Raw genomic sequence first — 15826 nt, forward strand, 5'->3', positions numbered from 1 at the left:
GTGGGATTTGGCGTTGATAAAGGGGATCGACCATGAGCGCCGCCCTCCTCAAAGACTCTAAACACCTCAGCCAAGGGGCCCGCCTGGCCGAGATCCTCCAGCTGATGGAGGAGAAGGCGTTCTGGACGGTCTCCGAGCTCGCCGGCCGGTTCGAGGTGTCGGAGGAGACGATCCGTCGCGACGCCCGCCAGTTGGAGCGCAGCGGTGTGTTGCAAAAGGTGCACGGCGGCCTCTCCTCCACCAATAATCTGATCGAGGCGCCCTATCGCATCCGCCTGCGCGAAAACGCCGAGGCCAAGCAGAAAATCGCCCAGAAGGCCGCCAGCCTTGTCACCGAGGGCATGACCCTGCTGCTCGATTCCGGCACCACCTGCCATTGGCTCGCTCGCGCCCTGGCCTCGGTGCGCAACCTGACCATCGTCACCAACAGCGTCGAGATCGCGCACGAGGTTCTGGGCAATCCCGGTCAACGCCTGCTGCTGGCGGGCGGCCAGGTCAATCCGGTCCACAACGCCGCCTTCGGGCCGGAAGCCAAGTCCTTCTGCCGCCGCTTCGCCCCCGACCTGACCGTCCTGTCGATGGGCGCCGTGGACGCGGACCGGGGCTTCCTCGACTTCGACGCCGACGAGGCCTCGTTCAAACAGAGCCTGCTGGAACAGGCGCGCCGCATCGTCGTCCTCGCCGACCACACCAAGTTCGCCAAGTCCGGCTTCATCCAGGTCGCATCGTTCCGCGACGTTCAGGACCTGGTGACGGACCTGCCCCCATCCAGCGCCCTCTCCCGTGTTGCGGCCCAGTGGGACACTCGGCTGCACGTCGCAGATCCGACCTAGTCAGCGCACCCGCGTATCCACGCTGATCCGCACGGCGTCATGACGCCAGTGCTCGCGGTCGAACTCAACCACCCGTCCCTGGGCGTCATAGCTGGTACGCTGCACCGCCAGCCCCGGCAGACCGGACTTCGCCCCCAGAACCTCGGCCTCATAGCCGGTCAGGGCGCAGGGCTGCATGCTGACCACATTGCGCGCGACCGACAGGCCGTAGGCGCTCTTCAATATGTCGGTCAGCGACTGGTCGAAGGAGAAGCGCAACAGGTCGGGCGTCAGGGCCGCATCAACCACGATCTGCTCGACCAGCACGGCGCGCCCATCCACATGGCGCCGACGCCGGATCATGTGCAGCGGCGCGCCCGCCGGTCGCCCGAACACCTCGGCCAGCAAGGGATCGGCCACGATGGTCTCGGCGGACATGGTCTCGGTCGCCGGGACCCGACCCTGGGCCTCCACATAGGAGATGAAGCCTTCCCAGCGCGTAGGATCATAGACCACCGGCGGCGGCGACACATACCAGCCGCTGCGGTCCCGGCGGTAGATCAGCCCCTCGGCCTCCAGCTGGAACAGCCCCTCGCGGACGGTGCCGCGCGCCAGCCCCATCTCCTCCTGCAACTGTCGCTCGGACGGCAGCTTGTCGGTGGGCTTCAACTCGCCTGACGCGATGCGGCCCGCCACGCGGTCCCGCATGTCGAGGTAGTGGAGGCCGTCCGACCTCTGATCGGGCGCGATGTTCGTCATACAGGTCCCTGACTGGTCGAGCCGTTTATCCGACGACAGACGATTACCACCAAGCGCGCTCTTGAAGCCCGCCATTTCACGAAAGCTTCGCCAAACACCGGCCTTCCATCTGGTATGGACCAGTCACGCCCTCATCGCAAATGCGGCGCGGACGGTCGGGAAGATCACGGCGCCCCTCCCCGGCCTGGCCCCGCCCTGTCTTCAGGAGCTCTTCCATGCGCACGCCCCTCCTCTGCCTGCCCCTGCTGGCGGCCGCCCTCGTCGCCGTCGCGCCCGCCCACGCCGAGCCCCGCCGCGCCGGCCATGTGATCATCATCGGCGTCGACGGCCTCAGCCCCGACGGCGTTAACAAGGCCGACACCCCAGTCCTTGACGACATGATGGCCAAGGGCAGCTGGAGCCTGCACGCCCGCGGCGTCCTGCCGACCACCAGCGGCGCGAACTGGGCTTCAATGATCACCGGCGCCGGCCCCGAGCAACACGGCGTCACCAGCAACGACTGGCAGGTGGGGGAGTTCAACTTCCCCACCTCAGTCACCGGCTCCGGCGGCTTCTTCCCCTCGATCTTCCAGGTCCTGACCGATCAGAACCCTGGTCTGGAGATCGGCTCCATCTACAACTGGGACGGCTTCGGCCGTCTCTACGACCACCGCTTCGTCGACTACGACGCCCATGGCGCGGACGAGGACAGGACCACCGACCTGGCCGTCGATTATATCAAGGCCCGGCGTCCGGACTTCCTCTTCATCCACCTGGACCACGTCGATCACGCCGGACACGCCGACGGCCACGGCACGCCCCACTACTATGAGGCGGTCACCAAGGCCGACGCCCTGATCGGCCGCATCCGCCAGGCGACGGTCGAAGCCGGCATCGCGGAAGACACGGTCATTCTGGTGACCTCCGATCACGGCGGTGTTGGCAAGGGCCATGGCGGCGAAAGCCTGGCCGAGCTGGAAATCCCCTGGATCGCCTATGGGGAGGGGGTGAAGCCGGGCGTCGAACTGGACCTGCCCATCAACACCTTCGACACGGGGGCGACAGTCGCCTGGCTGCTGGGGGCCGACATCCCCTACGCCTGGCTGGGCCGTCCGGTGCGTCCGATCCTTCAGGGCGAGGCCATGCCGATCCAGGCCTATCGCACCAGCAGCTTCTACGCCCCCCCGGCCATCCTGCCGGCCGGATCGGGCAACACCCCGCCCGGCGGCCTGTTCATCGACGGCCCGGCCCGCATGAGCCTGCAGAACCCCAATACGGTCGGCGAGGTCCGCTACACCCTCGACAACACCATCCCGACCCCCGCCTCGCCGCTCTACACGGCTCCAGTCGAGATCGCGCGCAACACCATCGTCCGGGCCACGGTCTTCGTTGACGGCAAGCCGGCCAGCGTCCCGTCGGTCGGCTATTTCCGCGTCCTGGACCCGCGCATCGCCGCCAGCCGGGGCGTGACCTACAGCGTCTACCTGCTGCCCGAAGCCCCGGTGCGGCTGCCTGACTTCTCCCGCCTGACGCCGGTCGCGTCCGGCAAGGCGCATGAGATCACGATCGACGGCCTGACTCTGCCGCGCGAGGACGCCGTCGCCGTGGTGTTCGAAGGCGAGATCCAGATCGACACCGCCGGGGAATACGGCTTCTCGACCGCCTCGGACGACGGCAGCAAGCTCTACATCGACGGCAAGACGGTCGTGGACAATGACGGCGATCACGGCGTGATCACCGCCGCCGGCACGATCCGCCTCGAACCCGGCAAGCACGCCATTCGCGTCGAATGGTTCAACGGCGGCGGCGGCGCCTGGCTGGGCGCCTATTTCGAGGGCCCCGGCCTTCCGCGCCAGTTCATCGACCCGAACCGGCTGACTCCGCGCTGAAGAGGCTGGCGGGGGATGATCCGGCGGCGGCCGCTCGATCACCCCCGCCTACCCACATCATGGCTTTTCTGGTATAGACCAGAAAACACGTATTGAGCGCCTATGCCCCGCCCTGCTTCACCTGACGACTTCGTCGCCGCCATCTTCGACCTGTTCGAGCGGATGGGCGGCGACCATTACGGCGAAGCCGTCACCCAACTGGATCACGCCCTTCAGACGGCGCATCACGCCCGCGAGGCGGGTGAAGGCGAAGCCCTGGTGGTCGCCGCCCTGCTGCATGACATCGGCCATCTTCTGCAGAAACACGGACAAGACGCCGCCGATCGCGGCATCGACGCCGTGCACGAACGGATCGGCGCCGCCTGGCTGGCCCAAGCCTTCGCGCCCGAGGTTTCGGAACCGGTTCGGCTGCACGTCGAGGCCAAACGTTATCTGGCGACCGCCGAGCCCGGCTATGCGGCGGCCCTCAGCCCCGCCTCCCTCCAGAGCCTGGATCTCCAGGGCGGCCCCATGAACGAAGACGAGGCCGCCGCCTTCCGCACCCATCCCCATTTCGACACGGCCATCCGCCTGCGCCGCTACGACGAGATGGGCAAGACCGAAGGGGCCGTCATCGCTCCCCTCGCCGCCTACAAGGACATGCTGAAGGCGCTCGCCGTCCGGTCAGCCTAGGCCGCGCGCCGGGCCGCCTCGGCCTCCAGCGCCGGGACCAGATCCGCGACCGTATCGATCACCAGATCGGCGCCCGCCGCATTGAGCCGCTCGGACGCCTCGGCCAGCAGCGACGCGCGCGACTCCGGCGGCAACCCCGCCAGCGCCTGTTCGCTCAGCCCGACCATATTGCCCGAGGCGGCGACCCCCACGGTGAAACAGCCGGCGTTGCGCCCCTCGGCCATGCCCACTTCCGCGTCATCCACCTTGACCACCCGCGACAGCGGCCAGACGTCCAGATCCAGACAGGCCTTGTAGATCATCTGCGGCGACGGCCGGCCCTGCGGCGTCTCGTGCGCGCAGACCACAGTATCGGGCGCGTACCCCTGCTGCGCCGCGCGCGACAGAACGGCCTGCATCATCGCCCGCGTATAGCCGGTGCAGGACCCGATCTTCAGCCCCTCGGCGCGCAGCCACGCCACCGTGTCCGCCGCGCCCGGGATCAGGGCGGCGGTTTCCTGCGCCAGGCGGATCATCGGCGCCTCCAGCGCGGCCATGACCTGATCGACCGCCGCCGAATCGGGCTCACCGCCCTGGGCCGCGTCCCAGGCCTGAGCGACCTCGGCCTGTTCGAACAGGGCCCGCACATGATCGGCCTTGGCCCGGCCCATGTCCTTGCGCGCCTCGGCCTCCTCGACGGGCACGCCCAGGGCGGCGAAGGCCTCGACCAGGGCCAGGACCGGAGCCCGGCTGCCGAAATCGACCATGGTGCCGGCCCAGTCGAACACCACCATGTCGAAGCAGTCGCGAATACGGGTCATGACGGGGAGGTCTCCTCGAAAAGATCGGCGATCGCCTCCTCGGCGAAGGCGAAGGCGGTGGAGGCGCCATTGCCGGCGGTGACCACCGCCAGTCGGACGCGGGGATGGGGCGCGGCGATCAGACTGCCTGTCGCGCCCTTCGCATAGGCGCCGACCCAGCGATCCAGCACCGGCGGCGCGGCCTGTCCGGTCGCGGCGCGCCATTCGTCCAGGATCAGCCGTTCGACCGCCTCGCTGGCGAAGGGATCGGGCGTGTCGGCGTCGTGGTGGCTGTCGCCGACCACCAGGGCGCCGTCGGCGTCCTGCACCGCGATCAGATGCACCCCGTTGGCCAGGGCCTCGCCCTGCTCCGCCTCCAGCCGCGCGCGCAGGGCGGCGGCCTGAGGCAGGTCCGCATAGCCGCCGTAACGCACCAGCCCCAGATCCGACATCACCGGCGCCGGCAAGGCGAACCCCGGCGCGGCCAGCCGCATCATCTGCAACTTGCACCGTTTCAGTCCCGTATCGGCCAGATATTCGGGATACAGGCTGACCAGATCGTCGCCGGGACACACCACCACCGCCTCCGCCTCGACCACGCCCCGCGCGGTGACGATGCGCGGCGGCTCGACCGCATGAACCGCCGTCTGGCGCATGAAGACCACACCGAAGCGCGCGACCAGCCAGTCGGCCAGCTTCGGAATGGCGGTCCGAGAATCCACCCGCCGCTCGTGCGGGCTCCACAACACCCCTACGGTCTGGTCCCCGGCCACCTCGGGCGCCCGCTCGCGCGCCGCTTGCGGCGTCAGCAGCCAGCACCCCTCGCCCATTTCCGTCTCGAGAAAGGCCTCCAGCACCGCCAGGGATTCCGGCCGGCGCACCGACATCCACAGCCCCCGCTGCACCACCGCGATCCCGGCCTCGCCCACCACCTCGTCCCAGACGTCGCGACTGCGCATCGCCCGTTCCCAGATCACACCGCGCGGCTGACCCGTCACGGTGATAAAGCCGAAATTGCGGATCGAGGCCCCGTTCGCCTGGGCGTCGCGGTCAATCACCACGACCGACAAGCCCCGCCGCGCGGCGGCCAAGGCGGCGGCCAGGCCCACGATCCCCGCCCCCACCACAGCCACGTCGTAAACCATCTTCACTGCCCGCCGCTCCGTCATCCAGCCGTCGTACGTCTGGTCTAGACCACGCGCATGCAACAGGGGCAAGACACGTGATGGATCGGCTACGGCTCTGGCTGGCGCGGGCGCATCCCGTCGCCTTCGTCCTGTTCGCGGGCCTGGCGGGCTTCTGCGCCTATTTCTCGATGTACGCCTTCCGCAAACCCTTCACGGCGGCCACCTTCGACGTCGTCGCGGGCTGGGACTTCGCCCTGGACTACAAGGTGGCCCTGGTCATCGCCCAGGTCGCCGGCTACGCCCTGTCCAAGCTGGCGGGGGTCAAGCTGATCGCCGAAATGCGGCCGGAACGGCGCGCGATCGCCATCCTGGTCCTGATCGGCGTCTCCTGGCTGGCCCTGGTGATGTTCGCCGTCATCCCCGCGCCCTGGAACGTCGCCGCCCTGTTCCTGAACGGCCTGCCGCTGGGCCTGATTTGGGGCCTGGTCTTCGGCTTCATGGAGGGCCGTCGCACCAGCGAGGTCCTGGGGGCCATCCTGTGCGCCAGCTTCATCCTGTCGTCCGGGGTGGTGAAGTCAGTGGGCAAGGCCCTGATGGACACCGCCAGCGTCAGCCCCTTCTGGATGCCGGCGGCGACCGGCGTCTTCTTCATGCCCCTGCTGGCGATATCGGTCCTGGCCCTTGCCGCCCTGCCCCCGCCCAGCCCCGCCGACGAGGCCGAACGCGTCGCCCGCCGCCCGATGATGGCCAAGGAACGGTCGGCCTTCCTGGCGGCCCACTGGCCGGCCCTGCTGCTTCTGGTCTCTGCCTATGTCGCCCTGACCGCCTTCCGCGACCTCCGCGACAATTTCGCCGCCGAGATTTGGCGCGCCCTGGGTTACGGCGACGCCGCCGACGTCTTCACCGCCAGCGAAGGCCCCGTGGCCGCCCTGTCCCTGGTGACGATGGGCCTGCTGATTCTGGTCAAGAACAACGGCCGGGCCCTGCTGCTGATCCACGGGGTGATCCTGGCGGGCTTCGCGATCATGGGCCTATCGACCCTGGCCTTCCAGCAGCACCTACTGTCGCCGATCGCCTGGATGATCGCCAGCGGCGCCGGCCTGTACCTGGCCTACACCCCGTTCAACGCCATGCTGTTCGACCGTATGATCGCCTATACGGGCACGGTGGCCACCGCCGGCTTCCTGATCTATGTCGCCGACGCCTCGGGCTATATGGGCAGCGTCGCCCTGCTGCTGGTCCGCAACTTCGCCGCCATCGACCTGCCCTGGCTGCCCTTCTTCATCACCGCCGCCTACGCCACCAGCATCATCGGCATGGTTTTAGTCGCCGTGGCGGCGGCGCTGTTCTTGCGCGGTCGGAGGCGGGGCGTGCAAAGCGCCTAGAGCGTAAGCGACGTCAGGCTTTACACTGCCGCAGAAGAATGCCCCCGCAAACAAGCCGTGCTTCAGCGCACGGTCGCCAAAGCACGCGCCGTCACCAGCAGGGCGGTACGCTGCCGACCGCCCATGCTGTCATACAGGCCGGCCAGTTCGTCCAACACCTCTCCACGTGACGGCTCCCCGGATCCGTCCACCTTCGGATAGAAATCCATCACCGAGCAGCCCAGCGCCGCCGACGCCTTGGCCAGCGTCGAGGCGGCCATACGGTTCACGCCGCGTTCGTACTTCTGCACCTGCTGAAACGTAACCCCCAGGGACTGGGCCAGCTTCGCTTGCGTAAGGCGCTCGCGTTGGCGCAAGGCCCTCAATTGCGTGCCCACGTGGACATCGATCGGGTCGAGGGCATCATGCTGTACGGCCATCAGGCATCTCTCTGTAGTCAGACGATCCCGTTATAGCGTCGGTTGCCTTGGGCGCCAGAGGACACCCCCGAGAAGCGAGGCGATAAGCGCGATATTCCAAACATAATAGGCGGTGACATAGGCCCATTGCTCCAACGCCCTATTGGTCGCGAACACATAGTGCGTCGCCAGCACCAGAAACTGAAACCCGGCCGCAGCCTGAGTCCAGCGCCGACCCGATTGCAACGCCGCATAAAGCAGGAACAGGAAGACCGCCGAATCAGCCGCAATGGCGGCCCACGGGGCGTTTCGATAATCGAACGAGCCGAGCGCAGTCACCGCCCACGCCACACCAAGCACGACCGCAGCCGCCTTTTCCCAACGACCGCCTCGCCAGAAAGCGAGCGCGGCGGTCAGAAGGAAAAGGCACAGGGTGAACAGATAGATCGGCGACATGGACGCACCGTATCAGCATCGCACTGATTCAGGCGGCCTCTTTAACCACCATCAGACGCGTCTCCCGAGGCACTTGAGTCTCTGTCTTCTCCAGTCCCCCCAGCCGCACGCTGCGGAATTTGGTGTGTTCCTTCACCTCGGCCAAGGCGTGGTGCAGTTCGACCATCGCCTCCTGCGCCTCAATCTGGGCCGCCATGGCGCGGGCCAGGGCGTTGAAAGCCGGCTGACCGACCGTGGCGGACAGTCCAGCCTCCTTGCGGCTTCGGGTTAGCGCCTGGGCGAGTTTGCCGAGACGGTTGATCGATTGATCCTGTCCGGCTTCGGCCAGGTGCAGGGCATGGTGGAGGCGTGCAGCGATAGCCGCCGCCTGTTCGGCGCGTTTCATTTGGGGGTCCGTTGGAAAAGAGCGGGAGCCGCCAGTCAGCCGCCGTAGCGCAATCTCTGCAGCAGGAAGGCGAACTGTTCGGCCCCGGCGAGGGCTGTCACGATCCAGACCGCTACGGCTGCGACGCCGAAAACGATGAGGATGCTTCCGAGCCGCCTGTGTCCGAGGTCGAGGGACTGAACTTCGCGTCCAGCATCGCGGACGCGATGTAGAACAGTTCGGTCATCACCCCGCCGGGCGTCAGGAAGTGGGCTTGCTTGCGCGTGCCCTCCACCAAATGCCGGATCATGAGGCGCTTCGTTTCCGTGGTGGCCATCGTCGCTAGGATGGCTTCCATTTCGCGCCAGCTGATGGGCGGGATCGTATCGTCGAGGTGGGTCATGGGGCGTCCTTTCAGCCGCTCCAACTGGACCGATCCCCAACGTCGCCGCCATTGCGATCCCTTCGTATTGGGAATCGTTCGGAGGGGCCTCCGCCGCCGCCAAAACCAAAGCCGCCGCCACGCGGTTCTCGACCGCAAGCTTACGCGCGGCGTTCTCGCAATGCTTGTCAACTGTCCCGGGCTTGATCCCTAGGGTCCGCGCGATCTGCTTGGAATTATGGTGAGCATGGACCAGCCGCAGACACTCCCGCTCTCGCGCCGTCAGCAGTTCCAAAGTCTCGGACATCGCCGCCTCCCCCTCGAGCCCCTATGTCGCCCGTACGGCGCCTAGCGGCAACGGTGTTAACGTGAATTCGCCAGCGGGCAACGGGCGCTCTGGACGCGTTCAAGACGCGTCACGCCGTCTCGGCTCGCTGCTGGGCCGCCTGCCGCGACACCAGCCCGTGAAACCGGAGAGGATCACGACTGACGGCTTGGCTTCGTATGCATCGGCGCTTCGGGAGCTCGGCCTCGCCAGGCTTCATTGGCCAGGCCGCCTCCGAGAGAACAACCGGGTCGAGAACGCGCATCTGATCCTCCCTCGTTTTGGTGGACACCCATGCTAGCTTTTCGGAGCTGGAGAGGAGTGTCTGATGAGTGTTCAACGCCGGAACTTCCCGGATTCTTTCAAGCGCGAGGCGGTTGACCGCGTCGCCAACGGCGGCCTGAGCGTCGGGGCGGTGGCCCGTGAGCTGGGTCTCCACGAGACGGTGCTGCGTCGATGGATGACGCAGTTCGGGGTGCAGGCGACGGGGACGTCGCGGCGCCCCACAACGCAGGCGTCGTCCCCGTCGCCGTCGGACATGGCGGCGGAGTTGGCCCGGTTGCGACGGGAGAACGGTCAGCTTCGGATGGAGCGGGACATTCTAAAAAAAGCCGCGCTCATCTTCGGAGCGGCCTCCCGATGAAGTTCGGGTTCGTCGATGAGCATCGTCAGGTTTGGCCGGTCCGCGTGATGTGTGCGGTCCTGGGGCTTTCGGCCAGCGGTTACTATGCCTGGCGCGGTCGCCCCGAGAGCCCGAGGTCCGTGGCCAATCGCGAGCTGACCGAGGACATCCGGCTGATCCATGCCGAGAGCAGCGGCTGCTACGGCTCGCCACGCATCCACGCCACCTTGCGTCGGCATGGACGTCGGATTGGTCGATCCCGCGTGGAGCGGCTGATGCGCCGTGCCGGCCTGCGAGGGCTGGCCGCCCTGCCGCGTCGCGCCCGGACGACGAACAGCCGCCACGGCTATCCCATCGCGCCCAACAGGCTGGCCCGGAACTTCGAGGCGGCGGCGCCCAACCAGGTCTGGCTCGCCGATCTGACCTATATCCCAACGGGTGAAGGCTGGCTCTACCTCGCCGCCATCCTTGACATGCACACCCGCAAGATCGTGGGCTGGTCCATGCGCCAGACCCTGCACACCGAGATCGCCCTGGACGCCCTCAACATGGCCGTCGAACGTCAGCGCCCCGCGCCCGGCCTGATCCACCATTCCGATCGCGGAATCCAATATGCCGCCGAGGCCTATCGCTCCGCGCTTGCTCGATCCGGCATCACGCCGTCCATGAGCCGCAAGGGGGACTGCTGGGACAATGCGCCCATGGAAAGCTTCTTCCACACCCTCAAAACCGAGCGCGTCCATCACCGCGTCTACGCCACCCGCGACCAGGCGCGGCGAGACCTGTTCGGATACATCGAGGGCTTCTACAATCCCCGTCGCCTGCACTCAGCACTGGGCTATATCAGCCCCGCCGAGGCCGAACGCAGAGCGGCTTAACCCCGTCCACTTTTGCGGGGGAAGATCACATCTGCCGATCCGACGACGAGAGCGGCTTCATCTCTCTCCCAAGTCTGTTTCGCGCCAGGACCGAACACGCGCGTCGCGCCGGGCCTGGAACTGGCCCTGCTGATCGCCGAGGAGATCGAGGAACAGGCGGCCGTCCATTGCGGCACGATGGCTGGGCGGCCCGACCCTGCTCGACGTGACAGTTTTGCGCCACATGTTCCGCTCCGTGATCATGAGCCGTTGACCGACGCACCGAGCCTTGGAAAGATGCCTGCGGGGCATGCTGGGGGCGGCTGAGTTGAAGAACGAAGGCTGGCGCGGACTGGTGCGCCGCATCACACGTATCACCTACGATCCTGTCGGCGCGGAGGATGTCGTGCAATCCGCCATGGTGCGGATGCTGGAGTATCGACGCGACAACGTCCTGGCCAATCCGGAAGCGTTCGTGGCGCGAGCGGCGGTGAACCTCGCGATCGACGAACGCCGTCAGCGCGCTCGTCGCCCGCAGGAAACTCTGGATCTCCTCGAAAGCGCGTTCGTCGACACCTATCCTCTGCAGGACGAGGCTCTGCGCGCGCGCGAGCGTCTGGCGCGTCTCAAACAGGGTTTGACCCGGCTCAGCCCGCGCACCCGAGAAGTGTTTTTGCTTCACCGGCTAGAAGGTCTGAAGTATCGGGAGATCGCCGAGCGTCTGGACATCACGGTCAGCGCGGTCGAGAAGCACGTGGCCAAGGCCACCCTTTTCCTGACAGGATGGACCGAGAAGTGGTGAAGCGTGCGCGCGATCTGGAAGCCGTCCGCCGCGAAGCGGCCGCCTGGCTCGCGCGTCTGCATGTCGAATCGCGCGGGAAGGCTGACGAAGCCGGTTTCCAGGCCTGGCTGGAGCGGTCGGAGGAGCATCGCGCCAACTTCGACGCCCTGACCGCTACGTGGGAATTGACGGGCGCATTGAAGAATGACCCCGAGGTCGCCTTGCTCGCTCGGCGGCGGCCCACGCACCTAGCCCGCCGCGCGATGCTGACCGGCGCCGGTGTTTCAGCCATCGGTCTGGGTTGGCTGGCTCTCACGCCGAAGGTGTACGCCACCGACATCGGCGAGACCCGCACCCTTCATCTGGATGACGGCGCCTCGGTTCTGCTCGACGCCGACAGTCGCCTTTCGGTGCGAGTCGATGCGCGACAACGCCGAGTGAGCCTGAGCAAGGGGCGAGCCTTCTTTCGTGCGGCGGCCGCCCCGGCGCTACCCCTTGTGGTGAACGCCGAGGGACGCGAGATCATCTCCGAAGGCGGCGACGCTTTCGGCGTCTCGGTACTGTCTTCGGCGGTGTCTGTCGTCGCCGTCGAGGGGAAGGTGTTGGTGGAGGACACGAACCAGTCGTTCGGCCGCATCGTCGCCGTCGCCGGCCAAAGAGTGGTGATGGACCGGCAGAAACCCGCACTGCGCGAGATAGTCGACGTCCAGTCGGCCACGGCTTGGCGTTTTGGCCAGGCCGTATTCGACGACCTGCCCCTCCCCCAGGCCTTGGCGGAGATGAACCGCTATAGTCGTCGCCGCATCGTGTTGTCGGATCCATCGCTGGAGACCCTGCGGATCAGCGGCGTCTACAAGGCCGGCGACAACGAGGCCTTCGCCCGGTCGGTCGCGACTCTGCTCGACCTTGAGGTTCGAACCAACGGCGGCGCACTGATGATCGAACCGCGCCGCGGAGCTTGAGCGCCTTCGACGAACCTCAGAAAAAACTTGCTGAGGAAAATTCAACCGCCGTCGTCAAACCTGTTGAGCCTGGGGGTATCGGGCCAAGAGGGGATAAAAATTTCATGATGACAAGAAATAATGGCCGACTGCGCCGGATGTTGGCTGGATCAGCCGCCGTGGGCGTGCTGTTGGCCGCCGGCGCGGCCTGGGGGCAGGCCGTAAGCGTGGACGTGCAGGCCCAGCCGCTGGACAACGCCTTGCGCGAACTCGGTAAGGAGACCGGCGCCAACATTCTGTTTTCGGCCAGAGACGTGGCTGGTCGCCGTGCGTCAGCCGTCGTTGGCCGCTACACGCCGCTTGAAGCGGCGCGCCGGCTCGCCGGTTCCGCGGGCCTTGAGGTGGTTGAGGACGGTTCGGGCGCGCTGATCGTGCGCGCACCGGGCTCAGCGACCCCCGCCACCGTACAACCGGCCTCGTTCGAGTCTGTAGATCAAAGCTCTGCTACTCAGGTTGAAGAAGTGGTGGTGACCGGTTCGCGCTTGCGTCGGACCACCTTCGACAGCCCGTCGCCAGTCGTGGAAGTCGAACGCGACGACCTGCTGGAAAGCGGTTACACCGACCTCGCGGAAGCCCTGACCGACCTGCCCGGCGTCGATATCGGCGTCAACCTGTCGACCAGCCAGTCGGCAGTCCAGGACAACGGCCTTTCGACCGTCAGCCTGCGTTCGCTCGGTCAGAACCGCACCCTGACCTTGATCGACGGGCACCGCACCGTCTCCAACGCCGGCAACATGAACACGGTGAGCCTCAGCTCGATCCCCGAGTTCTTCGTCGATCGCGTCGAGATCAGCACCGGCGGCGCGTCGGCCGTCTATGGTTCGGACGCCGTCTCGGGCGTGGTCAACATCATCACCACCAGCAAGATGGACGGCGTGAAGGCCCGGGTCGTGAAGGGCTTCACGGAAGACGGCGGCGGTGAAAGCACCGAATTCTCGCTGGCCGGAGGCAATCGCTTCCTGAACGATCGACTGTTCGCGATGATCGGCGGGACCTTCGAGAAGCAGGAAGCCCTCTATGCGTCAGACCGCGACTGGGCCACCCAGTCGGTGGTCTACGACCCCGACACCAACACCGTGTCGTCGCCGGATCTGTCGACCTATACGCCCGGCGGCCGTTTCCGCGGCAGCAGCTTCTACTATGACGACGAGGGGCTGCAGAAGAACTTCGTCACAGCGGTCAACGGCTACGAAACCCGCGCGGACGGCACCCTGATCACGCCGGCGGAACGTTTGTCCGCCGCCGTCAAGGTCACCTACGACGTCACTCCGGACATCAAGGTCTGGGGCCAGTTCCAGGCGTCCCGGGTCACGACCGACTCGACGCGTGCGGCCGCCACCCTGAGCAATTCGTCGACCTATGGCGTCAACGACGAATACACGATCGGCAACATCGCCCGCAGCAACCCCTATGTGCCTTCGGAGATCTATTCGTCCTCGACCTCGTCGATCAGCTTCCGTCGCCGGATGACCGAGGTGGGCAACCTGCAGATCTATAACCGCCGCACCACGCTGCGCGGCTGGCTCGGCGCCGAAGGCAAGGTGTTCGGCGACTGGGACTGGGCCCTGACCTACGGCTATGGCGAATACAAGGGCTACCAGGTTCGCGAGAACGCCCTGAACATGGCCAACGTCGACTATGCGTTGGACGCTGAAGTGAACGCCGCCACCGGCGAGATCCAGTGCAAGGACGCTGCGGCACGGGCCGACGGCTGCGTGCCTCTGAACCTGTTCGGCGTAGGCTCGATCAGCGAGGAAGCCGCCAACTACATTCGCGCAAACCTTTGGTACAAGCCGCACAATCGACAGGACACCGTCGAAGGCCACATGACCGGTGAACTGTTCCAACTGCCGGCCGGCCCCGTCGAGACGGCGTTCGGTTTCGAACTGCGCCGCGACAAGACCAGCACCACGACCGACGCATTGACGCAAAGCGGCCTGGCCAGCCTCGCCTATATTCCCGAATACAGCGGGGAGATCGAGGCGAAGGAAGCCTTCGCCGAATTCTCCGCCCCGCTGTTGAAGGACCTGCCCTTCATCTACAAGCTCGAGATCGACGGCGCCCTCCGCGTCGCTCACTACAATCTCGAGAATGTCGGCACGACTCTCAGCTATCGGGCCGGCCTTCAGTGGGCTCCGGTCGAAAGCCTTCGTTTCCGCACGGTCTGGAGCCGCGCCCAGCGCGCACCTGACACCACCGAGCTCTATTCGCCGCCGCGCGACGACTATGACTCAATCACCGACATCTGCAGCGGCGTCACGGCCGGCACGACCGGTACGGTGGCCCAGAACTGCCGGGCCGATCCGGGCATCGCGGCGGCCATTGCGGCGAACGGCGTCTTCACCTCGGAAGTCACCAGCGTCAACGCGCCCAACGGCGGCAATGTCGATCTGAAGGAGGAGACCGCCGACACCCTGACCGTTGGTCTGGTGTTCCAGCCGACCTTCCTGCGCGGCTTCGACCTGAGCGTCGACTACTATGACATCAAGGTGGCCGATGCGATCTCGTCGCTGTCGAACAGCCAGCTGATGGCCGAGTGCTACGGCTCGACCAGCGGCGTCGACAACCGCTTCTGCAATGTCATCACCCGTGACGCCGAGGGCCAGATCACCAAGATCCTGAACCTCGAAGAGAACCTCGACGATCTACGGGCTTCCGGCGTCGATGTGGCGGCGCGGTACCGCTTCGACCTGGACGCCTGGAAGGTGCCGGGCGACTTCACCGTCGGGCTCAACTACAGCCGCCGTCTGAAGCTGGAGAGCCGCTATCAGGGGGTCGACGGCGCCACCTTGGCGGACGACCTCGGCGAGGTCGGCACGTCCGAGCACGAGGCCAAGGGCAGCCTGACCTGGCGCGACCGTCGTTGGAACGTGAAATGGACGACGGCCTACATCGGTGAAGCGGTGGACGACAACGATCTGGCGGCGGCCTTCGCCGAAGCCGGCGTCACTGACCCTCTGTACCTGAACGTCGACGCCTATTGGCGGCATGACCTGGCGGTGAGGTTCTATCCCGACCCCAAGAACAAGGACTTGCGCGTCTTCGGCACGATCAAGAACCTGTTCGACACCCAGGGCCCGTTCCTGCCCAGCGGCACGGAGTCCGGCAACGACTACAACTACAGCGCCGTCTACGGCGTGACCGGTCGGGCCTACACCCTGGGCCTACAGGTCGCTTTCTAACATGGCGCTTCTCGCCGGCGCTCTCGGGCGTCGGCGAGACATCCCTTCCGGAGCCT

16 protein-coding genes and 1 pseudogene are annotated in these 15826 nt (G+C 66.5%); 9 read left to right on the top strand and 8 right to left on the bottom strand.

Annotated features, from left to right (window positions below):
• Nucleotides 1–32 precede the first annotated feature (32 nt).
• Nucleotides 33–833, top strand: coding sequence for a DeoR/GlpR family DNA-binding transcription regulator (locus ACW17X_RS05090; RefSeq protein ID WP_492099956.1), 801 nt, complete (start codon nucleotides 33–35; stop codon nucleotides 831–833).
• Here ACW17X_RS05090 and ACW17X_RS05095 read toward each other — a convergent pair whose 3' ends face one another.
• On the bottom strand, nucleotides 834–1571 hold the full coding sequence (locus ACW17X_RS05095; protein WP_492099957.1) for a UTRA domain-containing protein: 738 nt from the start codon (nucleotides 1569–1571) through the stop codon (nucleotides 834–836).
• 215 nt (nucleotides 1572–1786) lie between these two features.
• Here ACW17X_RS05095 and ACW17X_RS05100 point away from each other — a divergent pair, with 215 nt between their 5' ends.
• The gene (locus tag ACW17X_RS05100; protein ID WP_492099958.1) at nucleotides 1787–3439 is read left to right on the top strand and encodes an alkaline phosphatase family protein; all 1653 of its coding nucleotides are present in this window, start codon (nucleotides 1787–1789) and stop codon (nucleotides 3437–3439) included.
• 102 nt (nucleotides 3440–3541) lie between these two features.
• Nucleotides 3542–4111 (top strand): phosphonate degradation HD-domain oxygenase, encoded by a 570-nt coding sequence (locus tag ACW17X_RS05105; protein ID WP_492099959.1) that lies wholly within the window; start codon nucleotides 3542–3544, stop codon nucleotides 4109–4111.
• Here the strand turns inward: ACW17X_RS05105 and phnX are convergent.
• The gene (phnX, locus tag ACW17X_RS05110; protein ID WP_492099960.1) at nucleotides 4108–4911 is read right to left on the bottom strand and encodes a phosphonoacetaldehyde hydrolase; all 804 of its coding nucleotides are present in this window, start codon (nucleotides 4909–4911) and stop codon (nucleotides 4108–4110) included. The two genes, ACW17X_RS05105 and phnX, sit on opposite strands and share 4 nt — an antisense overlap.
• The gene (locus ACW17X_RS05115) at nucleotides 4908–6035 is read right to left on the bottom strand and encodes a TIGR03364 family FAD-dependent oxidoreductase (RefSeq protein WP_492100434.1); all 1128 of its coding nucleotides are present in this window, start codon (nucleotides 6033–6035) and stop codon (nucleotides 4908–4910) included. The genes phnX and ACW17X_RS05115 overlap by 4 nt, the downstream gene beginning before the upstream one ends.
• Before the next feature lie 80 nt (nucleotides 6036–6115).
• Between ACW17X_RS05115 and ACW17X_RS05120 the strand changes: the two genes are divergently transcribed.
• Nucleotides 6116–7402: a DUF5690 family protein gene (locus ACW17X_RS05120; RefSeq protein ID WP_492099961.1), complete on the top strand. Its 1287-nt coding sequence runs from the start codon at nucleotides 6116–6118 to the stop codon at nucleotides 7400–7402.
• Nucleotides 7403–7464: 62 nt separating this feature from the next.
• Here the strand turns inward: ACW17X_RS05120 and ACW17X_RS05125 are convergent, their stop codons facing one another.
• The 5 genes and pseudogenes from ACW17X_RS05125 to ACW17X_RS05145 form a co-directional block, all read right to left on the bottom strand.
• The gene (locus ACW17X_RS05125) at nucleotides 7465–7821 is read right to left on the bottom strand and encodes a helix-turn-helix domain-containing protein (protein ID WP_492086631.1); all 357 of its coding nucleotides are present in this window, start codon (nucleotides 7819–7821) and stop codon (nucleotides 7465–7467) included.
• Nucleotides 7822–7851: 30 nt separating this feature from the next.
• On the bottom strand, nucleotides 7852–8256 hold the full coding sequence (locus ACW17X_RS05130; RefSeq protein ID WP_492086630.1) for a hypothetical protein: 405 nt from the start codon (nucleotides 8254–8256) through the stop codon (nucleotides 7852–7854).
• Between the two features lie 28 nt (nucleotides 8257–8284).
• Nucleotides 8285–8641: a hypothetical protein gene (locus ACW17X_RS05135; RefSeq protein WP_492099962.1), complete on the bottom strand. Its 357-nt coding sequence runs from the start codon at nucleotides 8639–8641 to the stop codon at nucleotides 8285–8287.
• Nucleotides 8642–8753: 112 nt separating this feature from the next.
• Entirely contained in the window at nucleotides 8754–9023 is a 270-nt protein-coding gene (locus ACW17X_RS05140; RefSeq protein ID WP_271166521.1) for a hypothetical protein, read from the bottom strand.
• Nucleotides 9024–9138: 115 nt separating this feature from the next.
• Nucleotides 9139–9309: pseudogene (locus tag ACW17X_RS05145) on the bottom strand (response regulator transcription factor); the annotation flags it as partial.
• Nucleotides 9310–9370: 61 nt separating this feature from the next.
• Between ACW17X_RS05145 and ACW17X_RS05150 the strand changes: the two are divergent.
• The 5 genes from ACW17X_RS05150 (at nucleotide 9371) to ACW17X_RS05170 (ending at nucleotide 15770) form a co-directional block, all read left to right on the top strand.
• Nucleotides 9371–9628: a DDE-type integrase/transposase/recombinase gene (locus ACW17X_RS05150; RefSeq protein WP_492099963.1), complete on the top strand. Its 258-nt coding sequence runs from the start codon at nucleotides 9371–9373 to the stop codon at nucleotides 9626–9628.
• 27 nt (nucleotides 9629–9655) lie between these two features.
• A protein-coding gene (locus ACW17X_RS05155; RefSeq protein ID WP_492098836.1) for an IS3 family transposase occupies nucleotides 9656–10827 on the top strand; the annotation gives its coding sequence in 2 pieces (ribosomal slippage) (nucleotides 9656–9929 and nucleotides 9929–10827; 1173 coding nt in all).
• A gap of 289 nt (nucleotides 10828–11116) precedes the next feature.
• Nucleotides 11117–11608: an RNA polymerase sigma factor gene (locus ACW17X_RS05160; protein ID WP_492099964.1), complete on the top strand. Its 492-nt coding sequence runs from the start codon at nucleotides 11117–11119 to the stop codon at nucleotides 11606–11608.
• A complete protein-coding gene (locus ACW17X_RS05165) occupies nucleotides 11605–12549 on the top strand; it encodes a FecR family protein (protein ID WP_492099965.1) in 945 nt (314 codons plus the stop codon). The genes ACW17X_RS05160 and ACW17X_RS05165 overlap by 4 nt, the downstream gene beginning before the upstream one ends.
• A gap of 107 nt (nucleotides 12550–12656) precedes the next feature.
• The gene (locus tag ACW17X_RS05170) at nucleotides 12657–15770 is read left to right on the top strand and encodes a TonB-dependent receptor domain-containing protein (protein ID WP_492099966.1); all 3114 of its coding nucleotides are present in this window, start codon (nucleotides 12657–12659) and stop codon (nucleotides 15768–15770) included.
• The last annotated feature ends 56 nt before the right edge of the window (nucleotides 15771–15826 follow it).

Source organism: Brevundimonas sp. FV1ye4L, from assembly GCF_058681255.1.

What these genes read in the sequence shown, in the direction of transcription:
- ACW17X_RS05120 (WP_492099961.1), top strand. Translation starts at nt 6,116, where the DNA reads ATGGATCGGCTACGGCTCTGGCTGGCGCGGGCGCATCCCGTCGCCTTC.
- ACW17X_RS05095 (WP_492099957.1), bottom strand. Translation starts at nt 1,571, where the DNA reads ATGACGAACATCGCGCCCGATCAGAGGTCGGACGGCCTCCACTACCTC.
- ACW17X_RS05160 (WP_492099964.1), top strand. Translation starts at nt 11,117, where the DNA reads ATGCTGGGGGCGGCTGAGTTGAAGAACGAAGGCTGGCGCGGACTGGTG.
- ACW17X_RS05135 (WP_492099962.1), bottom strand. Translation starts at nt 8,641, where the DNA reads ATGAAACGCGCCGAACAGGCGGCGGCTATCGCTGCACGCCTCCACCAT.
- ACW17X_RS05140 (WP_271166521.1), bottom strand. Translation starts at nt 9,023, where the DNA reads ATGACCCACCTCGACGATACGATCCCGCCCATCAGCTGGCGCGAAATG.
- ACW17X_RS05105 (WP_492099959.1), top strand. Translation starts at nt 3,542, where the DNA reads ATGCCCCGCCCTGCTTCACCTGACGACTTCGTCGCCGCCATCTTCGAC.
- ACW17X_RS05130 (WP_492086630.1), bottom strand. Translation starts at nt 8,256, where the DNA reads ATGTCGCCGATCTATCTGTTCACCCTGTGCCTTTTCCTTCTGACCGCC.
- ACW17X_RS05115 (WP_492100434.1), bottom strand. Translation starts at nt 6,035, where the DNA reads ATGGTTTACGACGTGGCTGTGGTGGGGGCGGGGATCGTGGGCCTGGCC.
- ACW17X_RS05170 (WP_492099966.1), top strand. Translation starts at nt 12,657, where the DNA reads ATGACAAGAAATAATGGCCGACTGCGCCGGATGTTGGCTGGATCAGCC.
- ACW17X_RS05125 (WP_492086631.1), bottom strand. Translation starts at nt 7,821, where the DNA reads ATGGCCGTACAGCATGATGCCCTCGACCCGATCGATGTCCACGTGGGC.
- ACW17X_RS05100 (WP_492099958.1), top strand. Translation starts at nt 1,787, where the DNA reads ATGCGCACGCCCCTCCTCTGCCTGCCCCTGCTGGCGGCCGCCCTCGTC.
- ACW17X_RS05090 (WP_492099956.1), top strand. Translation starts at nt 33, where the DNA reads ATGAGCGCCGCCCTCCTCAAAGACTCTAAACACCTCAGCCAAGGGGCC.
- phnX (WP_492099960.1), bottom strand. Translation starts at nt 4,911, where the DNA reads ATGACCCGTATTCGCGACTGCTTCGACATGGTGGTGTTCGACTGGGCC.